The organism is Streptomyces sp. NPDC026206, assembly GCF_040638465.1.
Lineage (GTDB): Bacteria > Actinomycetota > Actinomycetes > Streptomycetales > Streptomycetaceae > Streptomyces.
The window spans coordinates 106,687-121,524 of sequence record NZ_JBEZYL010000011.1 but is presented as its reverse complement, the minus strand read 5'-3'; the positions used below and the strand labels follow the sequence as shown (position 1 = coordinate 121,524).

Here is a 14,838-nt window from a genome sequence, read left to right as displayed (position 1 = left end):
AGTTCTAGCCCGTCGGACCTTCGGCCCATAACGCGCTCCAGCGCCAATCGTGCTGTCCGGAAACCAGCTTGACGAAAAAAATCAAGCAAGAGCGCGTTGTTGTCGCATATTTGTCAGAACGTGCGCAGCACGGAACCCAGGACACGCTCCGCCGGGAAGTAGCCCACCTGACGGGAGTCGTAGCTGTGCTCGCGGTTGTCCCCCAGCAGGACGACCATGCCCGCCGGCACACGTGCGCCGGGGCCGCCCGCCGAGGCCGAAACGGTGCCGGGCGGGACGGGATCCCCCGGTACCGCCGCCACTCTCTTGATGACCCACTGCCGCTCGTAGACGGCCGGAGCACCGGCGCGCCGGCCCAGCGGCGGCTCGTACCACGGTGACCGGAACGGCGGCCTCTCCACGACCACCACCTCGCCCTTGGCGGCCTGCGCGCCGCGGCGGACGAGCACACGGTCACCGTCGCGGTACGCGGGCTCCATGCTCCTGCCGTCGACGGTCACCGCGACGAGCCTGCGCCCGGCGATCACGGCCAGCAGGAGGCCCAGCCCCAGGAGCAGGGCCCCGGCAGCACAGAGCGCCCCGCCGGTCGCGGCGCCGGCCGCGAGCAGCGCGGCCGCGGCGCCGCCCAGCAGCGCGGTGGCCGCCAGCAGCGCCAGCCGCAGGAACAGCGAACGGCGGGCCCGGTGCCGGGCCCGGTCCAGGGCGGTCTCGGCCCGCAGGGCGGAGGCGTCCGCAGTGGTGTCGGAGGTCATCGCACATCCTTCAGTGCCGATTGCGCTTCGGGCCCGGAGCCGGCCCGGTAGCCGGATGCCTGCAGGGTGAACAGCCGCGCGTACTCCCCGCCGGCCGTCATCAGCGCGGCGTGGTCCCCCTGTTCGATGACGCGTCCTTCGGACAGCACGACAATGAGGCCGACGTCGCGCAGCGCTCCCAGGCGGTGGGAGATCAGCAGGCTGGTCCGCCCGGCCCGGTGGCGCCGCAGAGAGCTGTGGATCTCGTACTCGGCCGCCGCGTCGAGCCCGGCCGACGGCTCGTCCAGGATCATCAGCTCACGCCGGTCGCGTACGAACGCGCGGGCCAGCGCGAGCCGCTGGCACTGCCCGCCCGAGAGCAGGACGCCGGTCGCGGGGTCGTCCTTGTCGGACTCCATGAAGAACATCCTCGACAGCAGCGTGTCGTATCCCTGGGGGAGCCCGGCGAGTTTGTCGTGGATGCCGGCCCGGCCGGCCGCGGCCCGGATCCGCCCGGGGTCGCCGAGCGCGCCGAGATCGCCCTGGGCGATGTTCTCCGCCGCGGTCATGTCGTAGTCCATGTAGTCCTGGAACACGGCGCTGATGTTCCGCCGCAGCTCCGCGACGTCCACGTCGCGGATGTCCACCCCGTCCCAGAGGATCGCGCCCCGGGTGGGGTCGTAGAAGCGGCAGAGCAGCTTCACGAGCGTGGACTTGCCGGACCCGTTCAGCCCCACGAGCCCGACCGACGTGCCGTACGGGACGAACAGGTCCACGCCCCGCAGCACCCAGGGATGGCCGGGGGAGTAGCGGAACCACACGTCGCGCAGCTCGATGCCGCGCCGCAGCCGGGGCAGCGCCACGGGCGCCGCCGCCGTGGGCAGCTCGGGTCCCGCGCCGACGACGGCCACGTAGTGGTCGAAGAGCAGCAGCGCCTGGTGCACGCCGGCCACGTCGTTGGCCAGCGAGGTGAGCGCTCCCTGTACGCCGACCACCGCGGCGATGAACACCGCGACGTCACCGGGGGTGAGCTCGCCCGCGCGCGCGGCACCCACCGCCCACAGCAGGCCCGCCCCCGAGGCCACGGCGGCCGGCAACCCGAGCCCGGCCTGCACCCGCACCTCGCGCAGATCCATGGCGCGGCGCGCCCTGTTGGCGGTGCGCCGGTCGGCCAGCATGCGCCCCCGCAGAAAGGCGCCGGTGCCGAAGAGCCGGATCTCCTTGGCCGCCTCCACGCTCGTGAGCAGCCCCTGGTAGAAGAACTCGCGCCGTTCGGCCGGGCCGATGTCCCAGATCGTGCGGGCCCGCCGCCGCGACAGCGCGACCTCGGCGACGAGCGTGGGGGCGCCGGCGACCAGCACCAGCACCGTCATCAGTGGGCTGATCAGGGACAGGGTCCCGACGAACCCCCCGATGGTGAACGTGGAGCGCAGGACGCCGAGGACGCCGTCGACGGCCTGCCCGGAGGGCGGCGAGGCGACGTCCGTCTGCTGGGCCAGCCGCAGCCGGTCCAGGAAGCGCGGGTTCTCGAACCGCCCCAGCCCTACGAACGCGTCCACGGCCGTGAACAGCCGGTCCTGGGCGTACAGCCCGACCCTGCGGTCCAACTCCGTCCGCAGATAGCGCACGACGTGCGGGGCGAGCGCCGCGACCACACCGGTGACCACCAGGGCGACGGTAGGCAGCAGCAGTTCCGCCCTGCCGCCCCCGGCGACGATCCTGTCGATGACCAGCTTGGTGGACCACGCGGTGGCGACCGGCAGCACACCGGTGGCCAGCGCGGGCACCGCATACAGCACCAGCGTGCCGGGCGCGGCCCGGGCGACCAGCCTGCCCGCGAGCAGGGCCCGGCGCAGCGCGCCGCAGGCGGCTCCGTCGGTCACGCGCTCGCTCATACGGAGGCGACGGCAGGCCGGTCCACGTCGACCTGATCGGCCATGACCAGCAGGCGGCCGTCGGTGGTCCGGTTGACCTTCAGCACCACGGGATACGCCATCACTTTGAAGGCTTCGCCCATCACCCCGCTCGCGTCCTCGGCCGTCACCCGGGCCACCGGGCTCAGGGCCGCGACCATGGGGGCACTCTCGTCGCCCTCACCGACCACCGTGGCGATGACCCGGCCGCGCCCGCCGGGCACCGACCGGGCGTACTCCACGAACTTCGGCAGCTTCTCCTTGCAGGGCCCGCAGGTGGTGGAGAAGAACGCGACCACGGTCTCGGTGTCGATCATCTCGTCGGTCACCGCCTCACCGTCCACCGTCCTCGCCGAGAACGACCCGACCTCCTCCCCGGTGGTCAAGGACGCCTGGTCGCCTTTGCGGGAGAGCAGTTCGGTGTGCTCGCGGAGCCGTTTGATGACGCCGACGGTGAGAAGGAGGTCCAGCGAGCACAGGAGCCCGACCAGGATGAGAGCGGCGATCACGATGGACACGGCAGTCTCCATTCTCTTCTCATCGCGGACCGCGCGTGGTGACGGCCGCGGATGTGGTGTCGAGGGACTGGAACAGCCCGAGGATGTCGTCGAGTACGGCGACGAGCCCGCCCAGCAGCAGCCCCGCGAGGGCCGCCAGCACCAGGCCGGCCGTGCTCACCTGACCGGTCGCCCGCGTGGTCGCCGCCCCCGCCGCGGCCACGGCGGCGAGCAGCATGTTGCGCACGACGTGGCGGATTCCCAGGGGCACCGACGAGGTGCCGAAGCACCGGCAGGACGTGTGCGTGCCCCGGCCGGCCACCACCGCGACCGCCCCCGCGAAGGCGACGAGCAACCCCGCCGCGACGACGAATCCGAGGGCGGCCACAGGCGCCGACGGCACCGCGAGCAGAACGCAGACGATACATTCGGCCGCCACGACGAGAGCGGCCAGCGGCCGGACGACGACGGCGGAGAACAACCGCATCCCCGCAAGGGAATCCGCGAAGGCTCCAAAGGAACGCGAGCCCGCCAGCTTGGTGGCGGCCGAGATCAGAAACATCCCTCCGATCAGAGCGCGAATCCCTATCTCCGCGTACGGCACCGGCTCTCCTCCGCTTGCTGTTCTCCGGACGAACGACCGGGGAACACCGGCAGGCGGAAGGCGCCCGTAACCGGACACCACCCAACCGGTGTTCCCCTCTGAGCGCACGAAAGCCGCCTGCCGGCGGCTTGCTACGAACTCAGCACTTGGGACAGCTCTTCCAACAGTTGATCGAGCCGCAGTACGTGTTCACGCAGCAGGCGCTGCGCGCACACTGCCAGCAGGAGTTGAAGCACTGGCAGGCCTGCACGGCCGCCGCCGCCTCGACCTTGGGCACGAACAGGCCCAGCAGCCTGCTGCTCATCGATTCGAGCCTCTTGGACATTCACGCACTCCTTCTCGAGGGAAGTGGTGCCCGCTCGCACGTCGCTGAGGAGCGGGCGAGGGAAAACGTCACTGAGCTTCGGTCCGCTCTCTCTCCGGGCGGACAAGGGGAGTTTCATGCCGTAACTCGGAATGCTGCTACATGCATTCCGGTCAAGGTGGGCGGGAAGGGCGTATCCCGGCCTTGTGGGCCTGTTCCGGCCGATGGTGGGGAGTCGTGGCTGCCGGCCCGTCCGGCACAAGTGCCGGACCACTCATCCGATCGGGTAGTATTCATCCCGCGCCGCTAGCTCAGTTGGTCAGAGCGGCTGACTCTTAATCAGCAGGTCCGGGGTTCGAGTCCCTGGCGGCGCACTGACAGGCGAAGGCCCCCACCGCATGGTGGGGGCCTTCGTCGTGCGGCGGCCGCGGCCACCGCACGACGCCGCGTCAGACGCGCATCTCCGGCGGGAAGCCGGTCCAGCGGAGCTCTTCGGGCAGGTGCCGCATGTCGTTGTAGAAGAGCACGGAAGACGGCCGGCCCGGCGCGTACCGGATGACCGTCAGTGCTGCGTTGCAGTGGTTGAGGCCCAGCCAGCGCCACTTCGGGGCGTCCTGCGCCGCCCGCACGAACCAGCCGATGAGGAAGTTGTGGGTGACGACCAGCTCATGACGCGGCTCGTTGCCCTGAACCGGGCCGCTGAACGACGCCAGCGCCTCGCGTGCCAGCTCCGGCCCGCGTTTAAAAAGTTCCTCCTCCGCGAACCGGGCCACATAGCTCATGAGATAGTCGGCCGAATCCGGCGGCAATTCCTCCGCCTTCGGCGCATAAGGGACGTAGTCCCCGGCGGCTTCCGAGACGTGCAAGGGAACGCCGTCGAGCCGGTCGCCGATCAGCCGGGCCGTCTGCTCCGCCCTCGGCAGCGGGCTGTGGTGCACCGCCGAGAGGGGAACGCCCCGCAGCCGCTCGCCGAGCAGCGCGGCCTGGCGGCGGCCGTCGTCCGTCAGCCCGCTGTGGTCCGGCAGGGCCTCACCGTGCCGGGCCAGGTACAGATAGCGAGCGGCTGTTCCCGTCATGCGCGAAACACTCCCCTTGGCGTCGTCGATCTTGTCCGTACTGTCGGGGGACGCCGCCGTCCGCGCGGCGGTTCCGCGACGGGCGGCACGGCCGCCAAGACGCTCACGACGGACGCAACAGCGTCGCGAGGCGCGTGCCGGAGGTGCCGAGGCCCGTGGGAGCGCCCAGCGGCGGTGCGGCGGCGGCGGGCACCGCCGGCGGGGCGGCGTGGCGCAGCAGGTCCGCTTCCCCGTACCGTCGGCAGTCGCGGTGCCAGGTGAGGATTCCGGACATCCAGTTCCTGAGTTCCTCGGCGTACCCCTCCAGGGTCGCGCGTGCTTCCGCGTCGAGGCCGTATTCCTCGAAGAGCGCCGGCAGTTGCGTGTCTGTGACGTGCTGGAACTCCCGCATCCGGGACTGCATCAGGTCGCTGACGATGCCCAGCGCCTCGGTGCGGCCGCAATGGAAGAAGTTCTCGACGACGAGGACGGCATTGTGCACCTCGCCCTCGAACTCGATTTCCTTCTGGTAGGAGAAAATGTCGTTGATCATGCAGGCGTAGTCGGCTGCCGCGTTCTCCATGGCCTGGACGGGCCGGGACCGGTACACCTCCGGCGGCACGGTCCTGCCGTGGCCGATGCGGGAGAGGCTCATGGTGAGATCCGAGCCGAAGGTCCTGCGGCGCATCTCGATGTAGTCGACCGGTTCGGGAATGCGGTTCAGCCTCTGGTTCGCCAGCTCCCACAGCCAGCTGTCGAGCATGACTTCGATGGCGGTGCGGAAGGTACGCCGGGCGTCCTCGCTCATCGGGCCGGCCGTACGGGCCCACAGATCGCCGAGGCCGCGCTCCAGCGCGTTGAGCGGGGGCGGCGTGGCGCCCGCGTCCAGCGGCATGAACTCCAGGAGCCGCTTGTTGCAGGCCGTCGCACCGGCCGGATCGGGGTTGCGCCCGAAGAGGGCGGGGTACAGGTCGTCGCCGTACGTGCCCCAGGTGAGCCAGTCGCTGCCCAGGTCGACCTCCTCGGCGGTGCCGTCCGGGTGCAGACCGGCGGCACACAGGGGGAAGTCGTAGTCCCGGAGCTTCTCCTCGGTCCACAGCCCGGAGACGGCCAGGCCGGGGATGGGCTCCAGGAACCCCATCCGGTGCCCCCACTCGATGTTGTGCCGGCGGGCGGCGTCCAGGTGGGGGCTCAGCCGGCTCTCGAAGGGCATGCGGAAGTCGGGGCGCGGCAGCGGGCCCACGCGCTGGAAGGGCACATGGGTGAAGCTGCGCAGCCGCGCCGGCACCGACGCCAGGATCGACGGCACCAGGCGCGCCGCCGACGTGCCCAGCCCGAGCGGGCCGCCCAGCAGGGCGTCCGCCACGGGGGAGGAGCCGCGGGAGGCCCCGTTCATATAGCGGCTGGAGCGCAGGTGCCACTCGTGGCCGCCCGACTGCCAGTCCTGCAGGCCCTTGACGTAGGCGAAGATGTCGGCGCGGGCGGCCGGGCCCAGGCCGTGCTCGGCGAAGAGGGGCTCCAGCTCCGTGAGGGCGGTGTGCTCGAACTGCTGGAGGCGGGAGGTGAGGAGGTCGTTGACGGAGTCGGCGGCCTGCTGGGTGTCGCAGCCCAGGAACCGCTCCAGGACCAGCACGGCGTTGGCGAGTTCACCCTCGGCCTGGATCTCGCGCTGGTAGGAGAAGAGGTCGTTGCGCAGGTGCACCCCGTCGGAGAAGGTGTCCTTCAGTACCTGCATCGGCCGGCTCGCCGCGATGCCGCCGGGGACCTCGGCGCCCGCGGCCAGTTCGACCAGATTGGCGGACCACGGAGCACCGCCGACCTTGCGGCGCATCTCGATGTACTCGACGGGGTTGGCGACCCGTCCCTCATTGATGTTGGACAGCTCCCACAGGGACTCCTCCAGCAGGTGCCAGGTGCTCTGCCGGAAGCGCCGGCGCCAGTCCTGCGACATCGACGGAACGGTGCGGGCCCACAGGTCGGCCAGTCCCGCCTCGACCTGGTTGACGGGCTCCTCGACGGGGACGGCCGGATCCAGCGGCATGAACGCGGGCAGCCGGTCGAGGTACTCCTTCGCGCCGCGCATGTCGCCGGTGCGCTTGAACCTGGCCAGGAAGTCGTCGTCGAAGAAGAACACCCACACGTACCAGTCGGTGATCAGGTCGAGGAGCACTCCCGAGGCGTCGGGGTGGGTGTAGGAGCACAGCAGCGCGTAGTCGTGGGAGTCGAAGTCCGGCTCCTCCCAGATGCCCGAGCCCTCGATCATCTCCATCTTCCTGGCCCATGCCTTGGAGTGTTCCCGGGCGCTTTCCAGGCGGGGATTCAGGCGCGCCGGATACGGCATGTAGAAGCGGGGAAGCTCGAAGGGGTTCGGCATCGCGTGCGCGGCCTTTCGCGGGGGGCCGGGGTGGACGGGGAACGCCGAGGAACCGGCTCACGCTCGGACGATCACTTGAGCAGGCTAGGCGCCGGGCAGTGATAAGCGCCCGGGAAAGTGGGCTTATCCCTCAATGTGGTGAAGGTCGGGACCGGATGGGTTAAAAGCCGTGCGCCCGGGGCTCGTTGGGGTTCCCCGGTTCGTGACGTGGCGCAATCTCCGCGCATGTGCCCAGTGCATAAGCTGGGAGGGAGGTCGCACGGCCGCTTCGCCGGCCGCGTCCGGTGTGATGGCGTGAACTCGGACCGTACGGAGGGGGATTCCTCGATGGAGACCACGGAGACCACGGAGACCGTGGAGATAACCACGCGGGAGGAGCTGGCGGAGCTGCTCGGTCGGCCGAATGCGCGTGCGGCGGGCAAGGTGCGTACGCGGCTGGAGGAAGAGGACAAGCAGTGGCTGTCCCAGTCGCCGTTCTGCGTGGTGTCGACGGCTGCGGCGGACGGCAGTTGCGACGCCTCCCCGAAGGGCGATCCCTCCGGCAGCTTCACGCTCGTCCTCGACGACACCACCATCGCGGTGCCGGAACGGCCGGGCAACCGGCGGGCCGACGGCTTCCACAACGTGCTCGACAACCCGCACGTCGGCCTGCTGTACCTGATCCCGGGGCGCGGCGACACCCTGCGCATCAACGGCCGGGCCCGGCTGGTCCGGGACGCGCCGTTCTTCGACCGGATGACGGTCAAGGGGCACCGCCCCCGGGTCGTCCTCCTCGTCGACATCGAGGAGGTCTTCTTCCACTGCTCCAAGGCGTTCCTGCGCTCGGCCCTGTGGAAGCCGGAGACCTGGAATCCCGGGGCGATGCCCTCGCGGGCCCGTATCGCGCAGGCCCTGGAGCCGACCGGGCAGACTCTGGAGGAGCTGGAGCGCCACTACGGTCCACGGTACGCGGAGGGGCTCTACACCTGAAAAGTGGTCGTTCCACTCCTTTTCGTGTCGAGTGTCGCCGATCGTCGTTGGACAGGTCATGAAAAATCCCATCATGAATCGCGTCACAGCGGGATCGGTCCTTCTCGCGGCCTGCGGCCTGGCCTCGCTCGCCGACCCCGCTCACGCGGCGGGCGGCGACGGCCTCGGCGCCTCTGCCCTGTCCGGCCGCGTCGCCCGCCTGGCCTACCTCGCCGAGCCGGTCGACCGGGCGGCCTCCGTGCTCAAGAGCGAGCTGCCGCAGGAAGCGACCGGCCAGGTCTACCTCCGGTAACCGCTGTCCGCAGCCCGACCGACCCCTGACGCCCCCGCGGCCCGCACCGACTCGTGCCGGCCGAGGGGGCGTCCGTTTGCCACGTGGCTGGATATCCCCCTAAGGTCCGTCCGTTCCGATATTTGATCTTGGGGGAAATCAGTGTCTGTCCAGCCGTCCACGTCGTCACGGCGCATCACGAGGACCACCGTGCTCAGTTGGGCCGTCTCGATCGTCTGCAACGTCGTCCTGCCGATCGTGACGTACAACCAGCTGCGGGACGCGGGCTGGAGCGAGTTCTCCGCCCTTGCCCTGTCGGGAGTCTGGCCTCTGGTCGATACGGCGGTGTACCTGGCCTGGCACCGGCGGATCGACGAGTTCGCAGTGATCACCTTCATCTTCATGATGCTCACCCTGGCCGTCACCGCCGTCGGGCCGCACTCGACGCGGCTGCTGCTGGTGAAGGACTCGGCCGTCACCGGCCTGTTCGGCCTGGTCTGCCTGGCGACGCTCGCCGCCCCTCGCCCGCTGATGTTCTACTTCGGCCGCAAGTTCGGCACCGACGGGACCAAGGAAGGCCTGGCGCGCTGGAACGCCCTGTGGGAGCAGCAGGCCGGTTTCCGGCGCACGATGCGCAGGATCACCATGGTGTGGGGGCTGGGCTACGTCGCCGAGGCGCTGGTACGGATCGGGCTGTCCTACGCCCTGCCGACGGACGCAATGCTCGGCGTGAACTCGGTGCTCTCCTACGGCGCCCCGGCTCTCCTGATCGCCTGGACCATCAGCTACTCCAAGCGGGCCCGCGCCCGGGGCGCGGCCGCAGAGGCCGCCCGCACCGCCCAGGCCCCTTCAGCGGCCGAGCCGGTCACCGCCGCGTAGGACGCCTTCCGCCGGCCGGTCCGCAGGGGCGGCCGCGGGAACGCCGTACGGCCGTGGTCCGGCCGGGACTGCGGCAGGCAGAACAGGACCGTCACCGCGCAGGGCGAGGACGCCCGCCACCCCGACGGCCAGCCATACCGCCCGTACGGGCGTGCCGCTGCGGGCGCCGACCCGCCACCACCACCGGTCTCCCTCCTTCCCCAGCGGCGCCCCCCGAGCCGGTCCGCCATGTAGTAGAGGGCGCCGCTCGTGGGGTAGGCGCTGGTCACCTCGGCGAGAGCGGTGGCGACGAACAGCGCCATCGCCCCGACCAGGAGCCAGCCCCACATCATCACCGCAGGGCCGCCGGTCCTCAGCCCGAAGCCGTAGAGGGTCATGCACCCGGACAGCACGGAGATCACGGAGAAGGAGATGGCGAAGTTGCCCATCGTCCCCATGCGCCGGGCCAATTGGGGCCGGTAGCCGAGCCTGCGCAGTAAGTCCTCGTCCGCCGAGGCTCCGAGGGGGAAGCGGTGCGTGACCGTCCGGGCTGCGGCACAGGGAGACCTCCGGGTCAGGGGTGGCGTCGTTCTCCGCAGGAGCCTGCCCCGGGCCCGAGGGCCCGATGCGCGCGGCCTGCCGGCGGCGGGGCCGGCCGGTGAGGGGCTGTTCGGCGCAAGAGCACCGAATGGGACGTGCTCCTTCCGGATCCGGTCATGTCCTGAGCGTTTTCGTCAAGGATTTGTATGCTTCACCCAGTACGGTGGCGGTGTTCACCAAGAGTTTCCTCAGCGTCCCGCGACTGTCCGGGCGCACCGAGGGAGGAAGCGATGGAATCCGTGCGACACCTTGCCGCCCACCTGGTACTCGACCTCGCCGCCGTGTGTCTGCTGACGTTCGCGGTCTACTATCCGCGGCACCGGCGCCGCGACCTGGTCCCCGCCTACCTCTCCCTGAACGTCGCGCTGTTCACGATCGTGGCGGCGCTCGCCGAGGTCGGCGGCAACGGCGGCATGGCCCTCGGCTTCGGTCTCTTCGGGGTACTGTCGATCATCAGGCTGCGCTCCGACGCCGTCCAGCACGAAGAGGTCGCCTACTACTTCACCACCCTGGTCCTGGGCCTGATCTGCGGCCTGCCGCATCTCGCCGTCGCCCTGGCCACGGCGCTCAGCGCGATCATGCTGCTGGTGGTGTACGGGGCCGATCACCCCAAGCTGTTCGCCCGCTCGCGCCGTACGCTGGTCACGCTCGACACCGTGCACGCCGACCCGTCCGCACTGCGCGCGGACCTCGCCCGGCGGCTGGGCGAGCCCCTGAACTGGACGGTCATGGAGGTCGACTACGTACGGGACCTGACGGTCGTCGACGTGCGCTACCGCGAGCCGCGGCCCGGACCGGTGATCCCCGGCGGGCAGGCCGGCCGTGTGTCCCGGGACAACCCGGCCTGGGAGACGGTATGAGCGCCCCCGCACCCCACCCGGCCACCATGCCCGCCGCCGTGCCCGCCGCCAGGGCCCTGGCCGGCCACCCGGCACCCGCCCCGGCCGTCCAGGCCATCGCCCGGGCCGCCGGCGCCGCCGAGCCCGTATCGCTCGCCGAGGTCAACGCACGCGCCGAGCTGCTCGCCCGCTTCGACCGCAGTTACCTCGTCCCGGCCGACACCTTCACCCGCCTGGCCGCACTCCTGACGGACCCGCACCGCCCCGGCGGCCCCTTCCGGGCCCTGACCATCGGCCAACGGAACACCTTCCGGTACCACTCCGTCTACTACGACACCCCCGCCCTGCGCTCCTTCCACGACCACCGCCAGGGCCGCCGACTGCGCTTCAAGATCCGCGAACGGCTCTACGAGGACACCGGCGAGCGGCAGTTCGAGATCAAGCTCAAGGGCCGCCGCGGCGACACCGTCAAGCACCGCCGCCCCCTGACCGGCGACGACACCCCACTGGACGCGCGCTGCCGCGCCTTCCTGGCCGCCACCCTGCACCAGGCCTACGGCATCGGCGCCCCGCAGAACCTGCACCCCTCCCTCGGCACCGACTACCTCCGGGCGACCCTGGTCGCCGACGGCGAGCGCATCACCTGCGACGCGGGCCTGGTCTGCACCGACCTGCGCACCGGCCGGACCGTGCGCGGTCACGGCGGCCTCGTACTGGTGGAGACCAAGAGCACCGGCCGCCTCACCGAGGCGGACCGGCTGCTCCACACCCACGGAGTGCGGCCCGCCGACTTCACCAAATACTGCGGCGCCTACGCCGCGCTGCGCCCCGCCCTGCCGGCCAACCGCTGGCGCCGTGCCGCACACCGGGCCTTCGCCGGCGTCAGCTGACCCCCTGGGCCCGCAGGAAGCGCCGCAGGCGCTGCAGCGGCCAGGTGTTGATGACGTCGTCCTTCGTCAGCCAGCCGCGCTGCGCGGTGCCCACGCCGTAGCGCATGTACGGCAGGTGCGTGGTGGAGTGGGCGTCGGTGTTCACGGCGAACTTCACGCCGTAGCGCTTGGCGCGCAGGATGTCCTCGTCGCACAGATCGAGGCGCTCGGGGTGTGCGTTGATCTCCAGGGCGGTGCCGGTCCGGGCGCAGGCTTCGAAGACCGCGTCGAAGTCGGCGTCGATGCCGGGCCGCTTGCCGATCAGCCGGGTGGTGGGGTGGCCGATGACGGCCACGTACGGGTTCTCGCAGGCGCGCACGAGCCGGCGGGTCAGCTCTTCCCGGCTCTGGTTGAAGTGGGAGTGGATGGAGGCGACGCACAGGTCGAAGCCTGCGAGGAATTCGTCGGGCCAGTCCACCTCGCCGTCCGGTCCGATGTTGAGTTCGGTGCCGTGCAGCAGGCGCATCCTGCCGTGCTTGCCGTCCAGCGCCCGCACCCGCTCGCGCTGGGCGAGCATCTTCTCGTCGGTCATCCGCTGCATGTAGAGGTTGGGGGCGTGGTCGGTGACGGCGTAGTAGGTGTAGCCGCGGGCGGCAGCGGCGGTGACCATGTCGTCGAGGGAGGCGAGGCCGTCGGTGAGGTCGGTGTGAGTGTGCAGGTCGCCACGGATGTCGCTCTCCTCGACCAGCTCCGGGAGCTCGTCGCGCAGACCGGCGGCGATCTCGCCGCGGTCCTCACGCAGTGCCGGGGGGATCCACGGGAGGCCGAGGCGGGCGTAGACCTCCTCCTCCGTCCTGGACACGATCTTCTTGCCGCTCTCGGCGTGGAACAGGCCGTACTCCGACAGCTTGAGCTTCTGGCGTACGGCGATCTCGCGCACCCGGATGTTGTGCGCCTTGGAACCGGTGAAGTACAGCAGGCCCGCTCCCCAGGAGTCCGGCGGCAGGACCCGCAGGTCGACCTGCAGGCCCTTGGTGGTGCGGATGGAGGTCTTCTTCTCCCCGTGCGCGATGACCTCGGCGGTGTACGGGAGACTGCTGAAGGCCTCCATGAACGGGCCGGAACGGGCGGCGGCGACGAGGACGTCGATGTCCCCGATGGTCTCCCGCATGCGGCGCAGTGAGCCGGCGTACGCGCAGCCCTCGCACCCGCTCACCGACGACAGCTCGCGGACCACCTGTTCCGCGACGCCCATGGCGCTGCTGAGGAGGATGCGGCCGCCGGCCTTCTGCATGAGGGCGATGCCGTGGAGGATGTTCGCCTCGGTCTTCTCACCGAAGCCCTTCAGGTCGCGCAGCCGCTCCTCGTGGATGGCGTCGAGCAGCTCCTCCACGGAGGAGACGCGCAGTTCCTCGTAGAGGGTCATCGCCTTCCTGGGCCCGAGCGTGGGAATGGTGATCAGCTCCCGGACCCCGGCCGGAACGGCCGCCCTGACCTCCTCCAGGGTGGAGACACGGCCGGTGCGCAGGTATTCCGCGACCTTCTCGGCGATCGACCTGCCCACGTTGGGGATGTCCCGCAGTCCCTTGGTGTCGAGCTTCGAGACGTCGGTGGGGTGCCCGCCGATCGCGCGGGCGGCCTTCTCGTAGGCGCGGGCCTTGAAGGCGTCACCACCGGTGATCGCGACGAGATCGGCGTACTCCTGGAGGAGCGCCTCGACCTCCTCATTGGGCCGGACCATGGACCAAGCGTGCCACGGGGGCGCCGGTGTCACACTCCGGGCCGGTCCGGCGGTGCGCCGGACGGCTTGCAGGTCCCCCGCGGCCGCCGGGCGTGAGCCGGCCGGCCCGCAGCGGTGGGGTGCGGATGTCCTCCCCGGATTCCTTCCCCTGGTTCCTTCCCCCCGGTTTCCTCCCCCGACGGCGAGGCGAAGCGCGTTCCCCCGCGACGCGCCTCGTCCGTCGTCAGATTCTCACCTGTGTTCCGACCCCGTGACAGGCCGGGTTCATTCCTGATGAGGTACTTCAGGAACACCGACTTCCTGTAATTGGGGGCCGGGAGACGGGCAGATCACCGCATATGTGGCGATGCGGATGGCCGGGCAGGGAGAAAGGGGAGCGGTGGACAGCAAGAGGGCGTTGAAGGAGCTGCTGGAGGCTCAGCGCGCGCGGATCGATCCGATGGAGGTGGGGTGGCCGCGGCGTACCGGGCGGGGGCGCAGTGCGCGAGGGCTGTCCCAGGCCCAGGTGGCACAGTTGCTGTACAAGACGGAGCGCTGGTACGGGGAGTTCGAGCGAGGAAACCTCTCGGCTCCGGCGCCGGAGATGCTCGACGAAGTGGCCAGGGTGCTGCGCATGTCCGAGCACCAGCGCAGCGCGCTCTATCACTACGCCCTCGGGTACGAGCCGCCGACGCCCTCCGACCCGCAGGCCGGCAACCGGGTCAATGGGGCCTGGCAGCGTGCGGTGGACGCCGTCACCGGCCACGCGGCGTACATCACCGATCCCGCGTGGAACCTCCTGGCCTGCAACGACATGTTCGTCCGGATGTTTCCCCGGGCCGAGGGCGACCCGCCGCGGGTACCCGAGCAGAACGTGATGCGGTACATGCTGCTGAACGAGGAGGCGCGCGAGCTGATCCTGCTGAACTGGGCGGAGCAGTGGGCGGAGCCGGTGACCGGCGCGTTCCGCGCCGCCCTGGCAGCCCACCCGGACAACGCGGACCTGCAGCAGCTGGAAGCGGAGGTGATGGCCGACCCGCACGCGGGGCCGGTCTACGGCCGCGGCGGCGTCGCCCACATCCACCCCGACGGTGACCGGCGCTCGATGCGTCACTGGGGCTACCCCACCGCGCCGGCGGGCCAGGTCACCATGTGCATGGCCCGGCCCTACAGCTCCCCGGGGGCGCGCTTCACCATCCTGCTGTTCGAGCCCGACCCGTGACGGGGCCGGGGT

Annotated in this window: 14 protein-coding genes, 1 tRNA gene and 1 pseudogene; 7 read left to right on the top strand and 9 right to left on the bottom strand. The window is 70.8% G+C overall.

Annotation, left to right across the window (positions count from 1 at the left end):
* Positions 1-113: 113 nt before the first annotated feature.
* The 5 genes from AB0F13_RS17625 to AB0F13_RS17605 form a co-directional block, all read right to left on the bottom strand.
* Positions 114-752 (bottom strand): S26 family signal peptidase, encoded by a 639-nt coding sequence (locus tag AB0F13_RS17625; protein ID WP_362082371.1) that lies wholly within the window; start codon positions 750-752, stop codon positions 114-116.
* On the bottom strand, positions 749-2,614 hold the full coding sequence (locus AB0F13_RS17620) for an ABC transporter ATP-binding protein (RefSeq protein ID WP_362082368.1): 1,866 nt from the start codon (positions 2,612-2,614) through the stop codon (positions 749-751). The genes AB0F13_RS17625 and AB0F13_RS17620 overlap by 4 nt, the downstream gene beginning before the upstream one ends.
* An 8-nt stretch (positions 2,615-2,622) precedes the next feature.
* Positions 2,623-3,162 carry a hypothetical protein gene (locus tag AB0F13_RS17615; RefSeq protein ID WP_362082365.1) on the bottom strand — a complete coding sequence of 180 codons (540 nt, stop codon included), beginning with the start codon at positions 3,160-3,162 and terminating at the stop codon, positions 2,623-2,625.
* Between the two features lie 19 nt (positions 3,163-3,181).
* The gene (locus AB0F13_RS17610; RefSeq protein ID WP_362082362.1) at positions 3,182-3,745 is read right to left on the bottom strand and encodes a MauE/DoxX family redox-associated membrane protein; all 564 of its coding nucleotides are present in this window, start codon (positions 3,743-3,745) and stop codon (positions 3,182-3,184) included.
* A 139-nt stretch (positions 3,746-3,884) separates the two neighbouring features.
* On the bottom strand, positions 3,885-4,070 hold the full coding sequence (locus AB0F13_RS17605) for a hypothetical protein (protein WP_362082360.1): 186 nt from the start codon (positions 4,068-4,070) through the stop codon (positions 3,885-3,887).
* Positions 4,071-4,349: 279 nt separating this feature from the next.
* Between AB0F13_RS17605 and AB0F13_RS17600 the strand changes: the two genes are divergently transcribed.
* Positions 4,350-4,423: transfer RNA gene (locus tag AB0F13_RS17600), tRNA-Lys, on the top strand.
* Between the two features lie 75 nt (positions 4,424-4,498).
* Here the strand turns inward: AB0F13_RS17600 and AB0F13_RS17595 are convergent.
* On the bottom strand, positions 4,499-5,125 hold the full coding sequence (locus tag AB0F13_RS17595) for a histidine phosphatase family protein (protein WP_362082357.1): 627 nt from the start codon (positions 5,123-5,125) through the stop codon (positions 4,499-4,501).
* A 103-nt stretch (positions 5,126-5,228) separates the two neighbouring features.
* Positions 5,229-7,478: a germacradienol/geosmin synthase gene (locus tag AB0F13_RS17590; RefSeq protein ID WP_362082354.1), complete on the bottom strand. Its 2,250-nt coding sequence runs from the start codon at positions 7,476-7,478 to the stop codon at positions 5,229-5,231.
* Positions 7,479-7,805: 327 nt separating this feature from the next.
* Between AB0F13_RS17590 and AB0F13_RS17585 the strand changes: the two genes are divergently transcribed.
* From AB0F13_RS17585 to AB0F13_RS17575, 3 genes are all read left to right on the top strand, one after another.
* On the top strand, positions 7,806-8,447 hold the full coding sequence (locus AB0F13_RS17585; RefSeq protein ID WP_362082351.1) for a pyridoxamine 5'-phosphate oxidase family protein: 642 nt from the start codon (positions 7,806-7,808) through the stop codon (positions 8,445-8,447).
* Positions 8,448-8,520: 73 nt separating this feature from the next.
* A complete protein-coding gene (locus tag AB0F13_RS17580) occupies positions 8,521-8,739 on the top strand; it encodes a hypothetical protein (protein ID WP_362082348.1) in 219 nt (72 codons plus the stop codon).
* Positions 8,740-8,928: 189 nt separating this feature from the next.
* On the top strand, positions 8,929-9,597 hold the full coding sequence (locus AB0F13_RS17575) for a VC0807 family protein (RefSeq protein WP_362082345.1): 669 nt from the start codon (positions 8,929-8,931) through the stop codon (positions 9,595-9,597).
* A gap of 200 nt (positions 9,598-9,797) precedes the next feature.
* Here AB0F13_RS17575 and AB0F13_RS17570 read toward each other — a convergent pair.
* A pseudogene (locus AB0F13_RS17570) lies at positions 9,798-10,073 on the bottom strand (amino acid permease); the annotation flags it as partial.
* Positions 10,074-10,406: 333 nt separating this feature from the next.
* On the opposite strand from AB0F13_RS17570, the gene AB0F13_RS17565 reads away from it, so the two are divergent.
* Both AB0F13_RS17565 and AB0F13_RS17560 read left to right on the top strand, forming a co-directional pair.
* Positions 10,407-11,036 (top strand): DUF4956 domain-containing protein, encoded by a 630-nt coding sequence (locus tag AB0F13_RS17565; RefSeq protein WP_362082342.1) that lies wholly within the window; start codon positions 10,407-10,409, stop codon positions 11,034-11,036.
* A 26-nt stretch (positions 11,037-11,062) separates the two neighbouring features.
* On the top strand, positions 11,063-11,905 hold the full coding sequence (locus AB0F13_RS17560) for a polyphosphate polymerase domain-containing protein (protein WP_362082655.1): 843 nt from the start codon (positions 11,063-11,065) through the stop codon (positions 11,903-11,905).
* Here the strand turns inward: AB0F13_RS17560 and polX are convergent.
* Positions 11,898-13,625 carry a DNA polymerase/3'-5' exonuclease PolX gene (gene polX, locus AB0F13_RS17555; RefSeq protein ID WP_362082339.1) on the bottom strand — a complete coding sequence of 576 codons (1,728 nt, stop codon included), beginning with the start codon at positions 13,623-13,625 and terminating at the stop codon, positions 11,898-11,900. The genes AB0F13_RS17560 and polX overlap by 8 nt on opposite strands.
* Before the next feature lie 379 nt (positions 13,626-14,004).
* On the opposite strand from polX, the gene AB0F13_RS17550 reads away from it, so the two are divergent.
* Positions 14,005-14,826 carry a helix-turn-helix transcriptional regulator gene (locus AB0F13_RS17550; protein ID WP_362082336.1) on the top strand — a complete coding sequence of 274 codons (822 nt, stop codon included), beginning with the start codon at positions 14,005-14,007 and terminating at the stop codon, positions 14,824-14,826.
* Positions 14,827-14,838 lie beyond the last annotated feature (12 nt).

Excerpts from the sequence above, each read along its gene's own strand:
- AB0F13_RS17625 (WP_362082371.1), bottom strand. The coding sequence starts at position 752 with ATGACCTCCGACACCACTGCGGACGCCTCCGCCCTGCGGGCCGAGACC.
- AB0F13_RS17605 (WP_362082360.1), bottom strand. The coding sequence starts at position 4,070 with ATGTCCAAGAGGCTCGAATCGATGAGCAGCAGGCTGCTGGGCCTGTTC.
- AB0F13_RS17595 (WP_362082357.1), bottom strand. The coding sequence starts at position 5,125 with ATGACGGGAACAGCCGCTCGCTATCTGTACCTGGCCCGGCACGGTGAG.
- AB0F13_RS17590 (WP_362082354.1), bottom strand. The coding sequence starts at position 7,478 with ATGCCGAACCCCTTCGAGCTTCCCCGCTTCTACATGCCGTATCCGGCG.
- AB0F13_RS17585 (WP_362082351.1), top strand. The coding sequence starts at position 7,806 with ATGGAGACCACGGAGACCACGGAGACCGTGGAGATAACCACGCGGGAG.
- AB0F13_RS17580 (WP_362082348.1), top strand. The coding sequence starts at position 8,521 with ATGAATCGCGTCACAGCGGGATCGGTCCTTCTCGCGGCCTGCGGCCTG.
- AB0F13_RS17565 (WP_362082342.1), top strand. The coding sequence starts at position 10,407 with ATGGAATCCGTGCGACACCTTGCCGCCCACCTGGTACTCGACCTCGCC.
- AB0F13_RS17560 (WP_362082655.1), top strand. The coding sequence starts at position 11,063 with ATGCCCGCCGCCGTGCCCGCCGCCAGGGCCCTGGCCGGCCACCCGGCA.
- polX (WP_362082339.1), bottom strand. The coding sequence starts at position 13,625 with ATGGTCCGGCCCAATGAGGAGGTCGAGGCGCTCCTCCAGGAGTACGCC.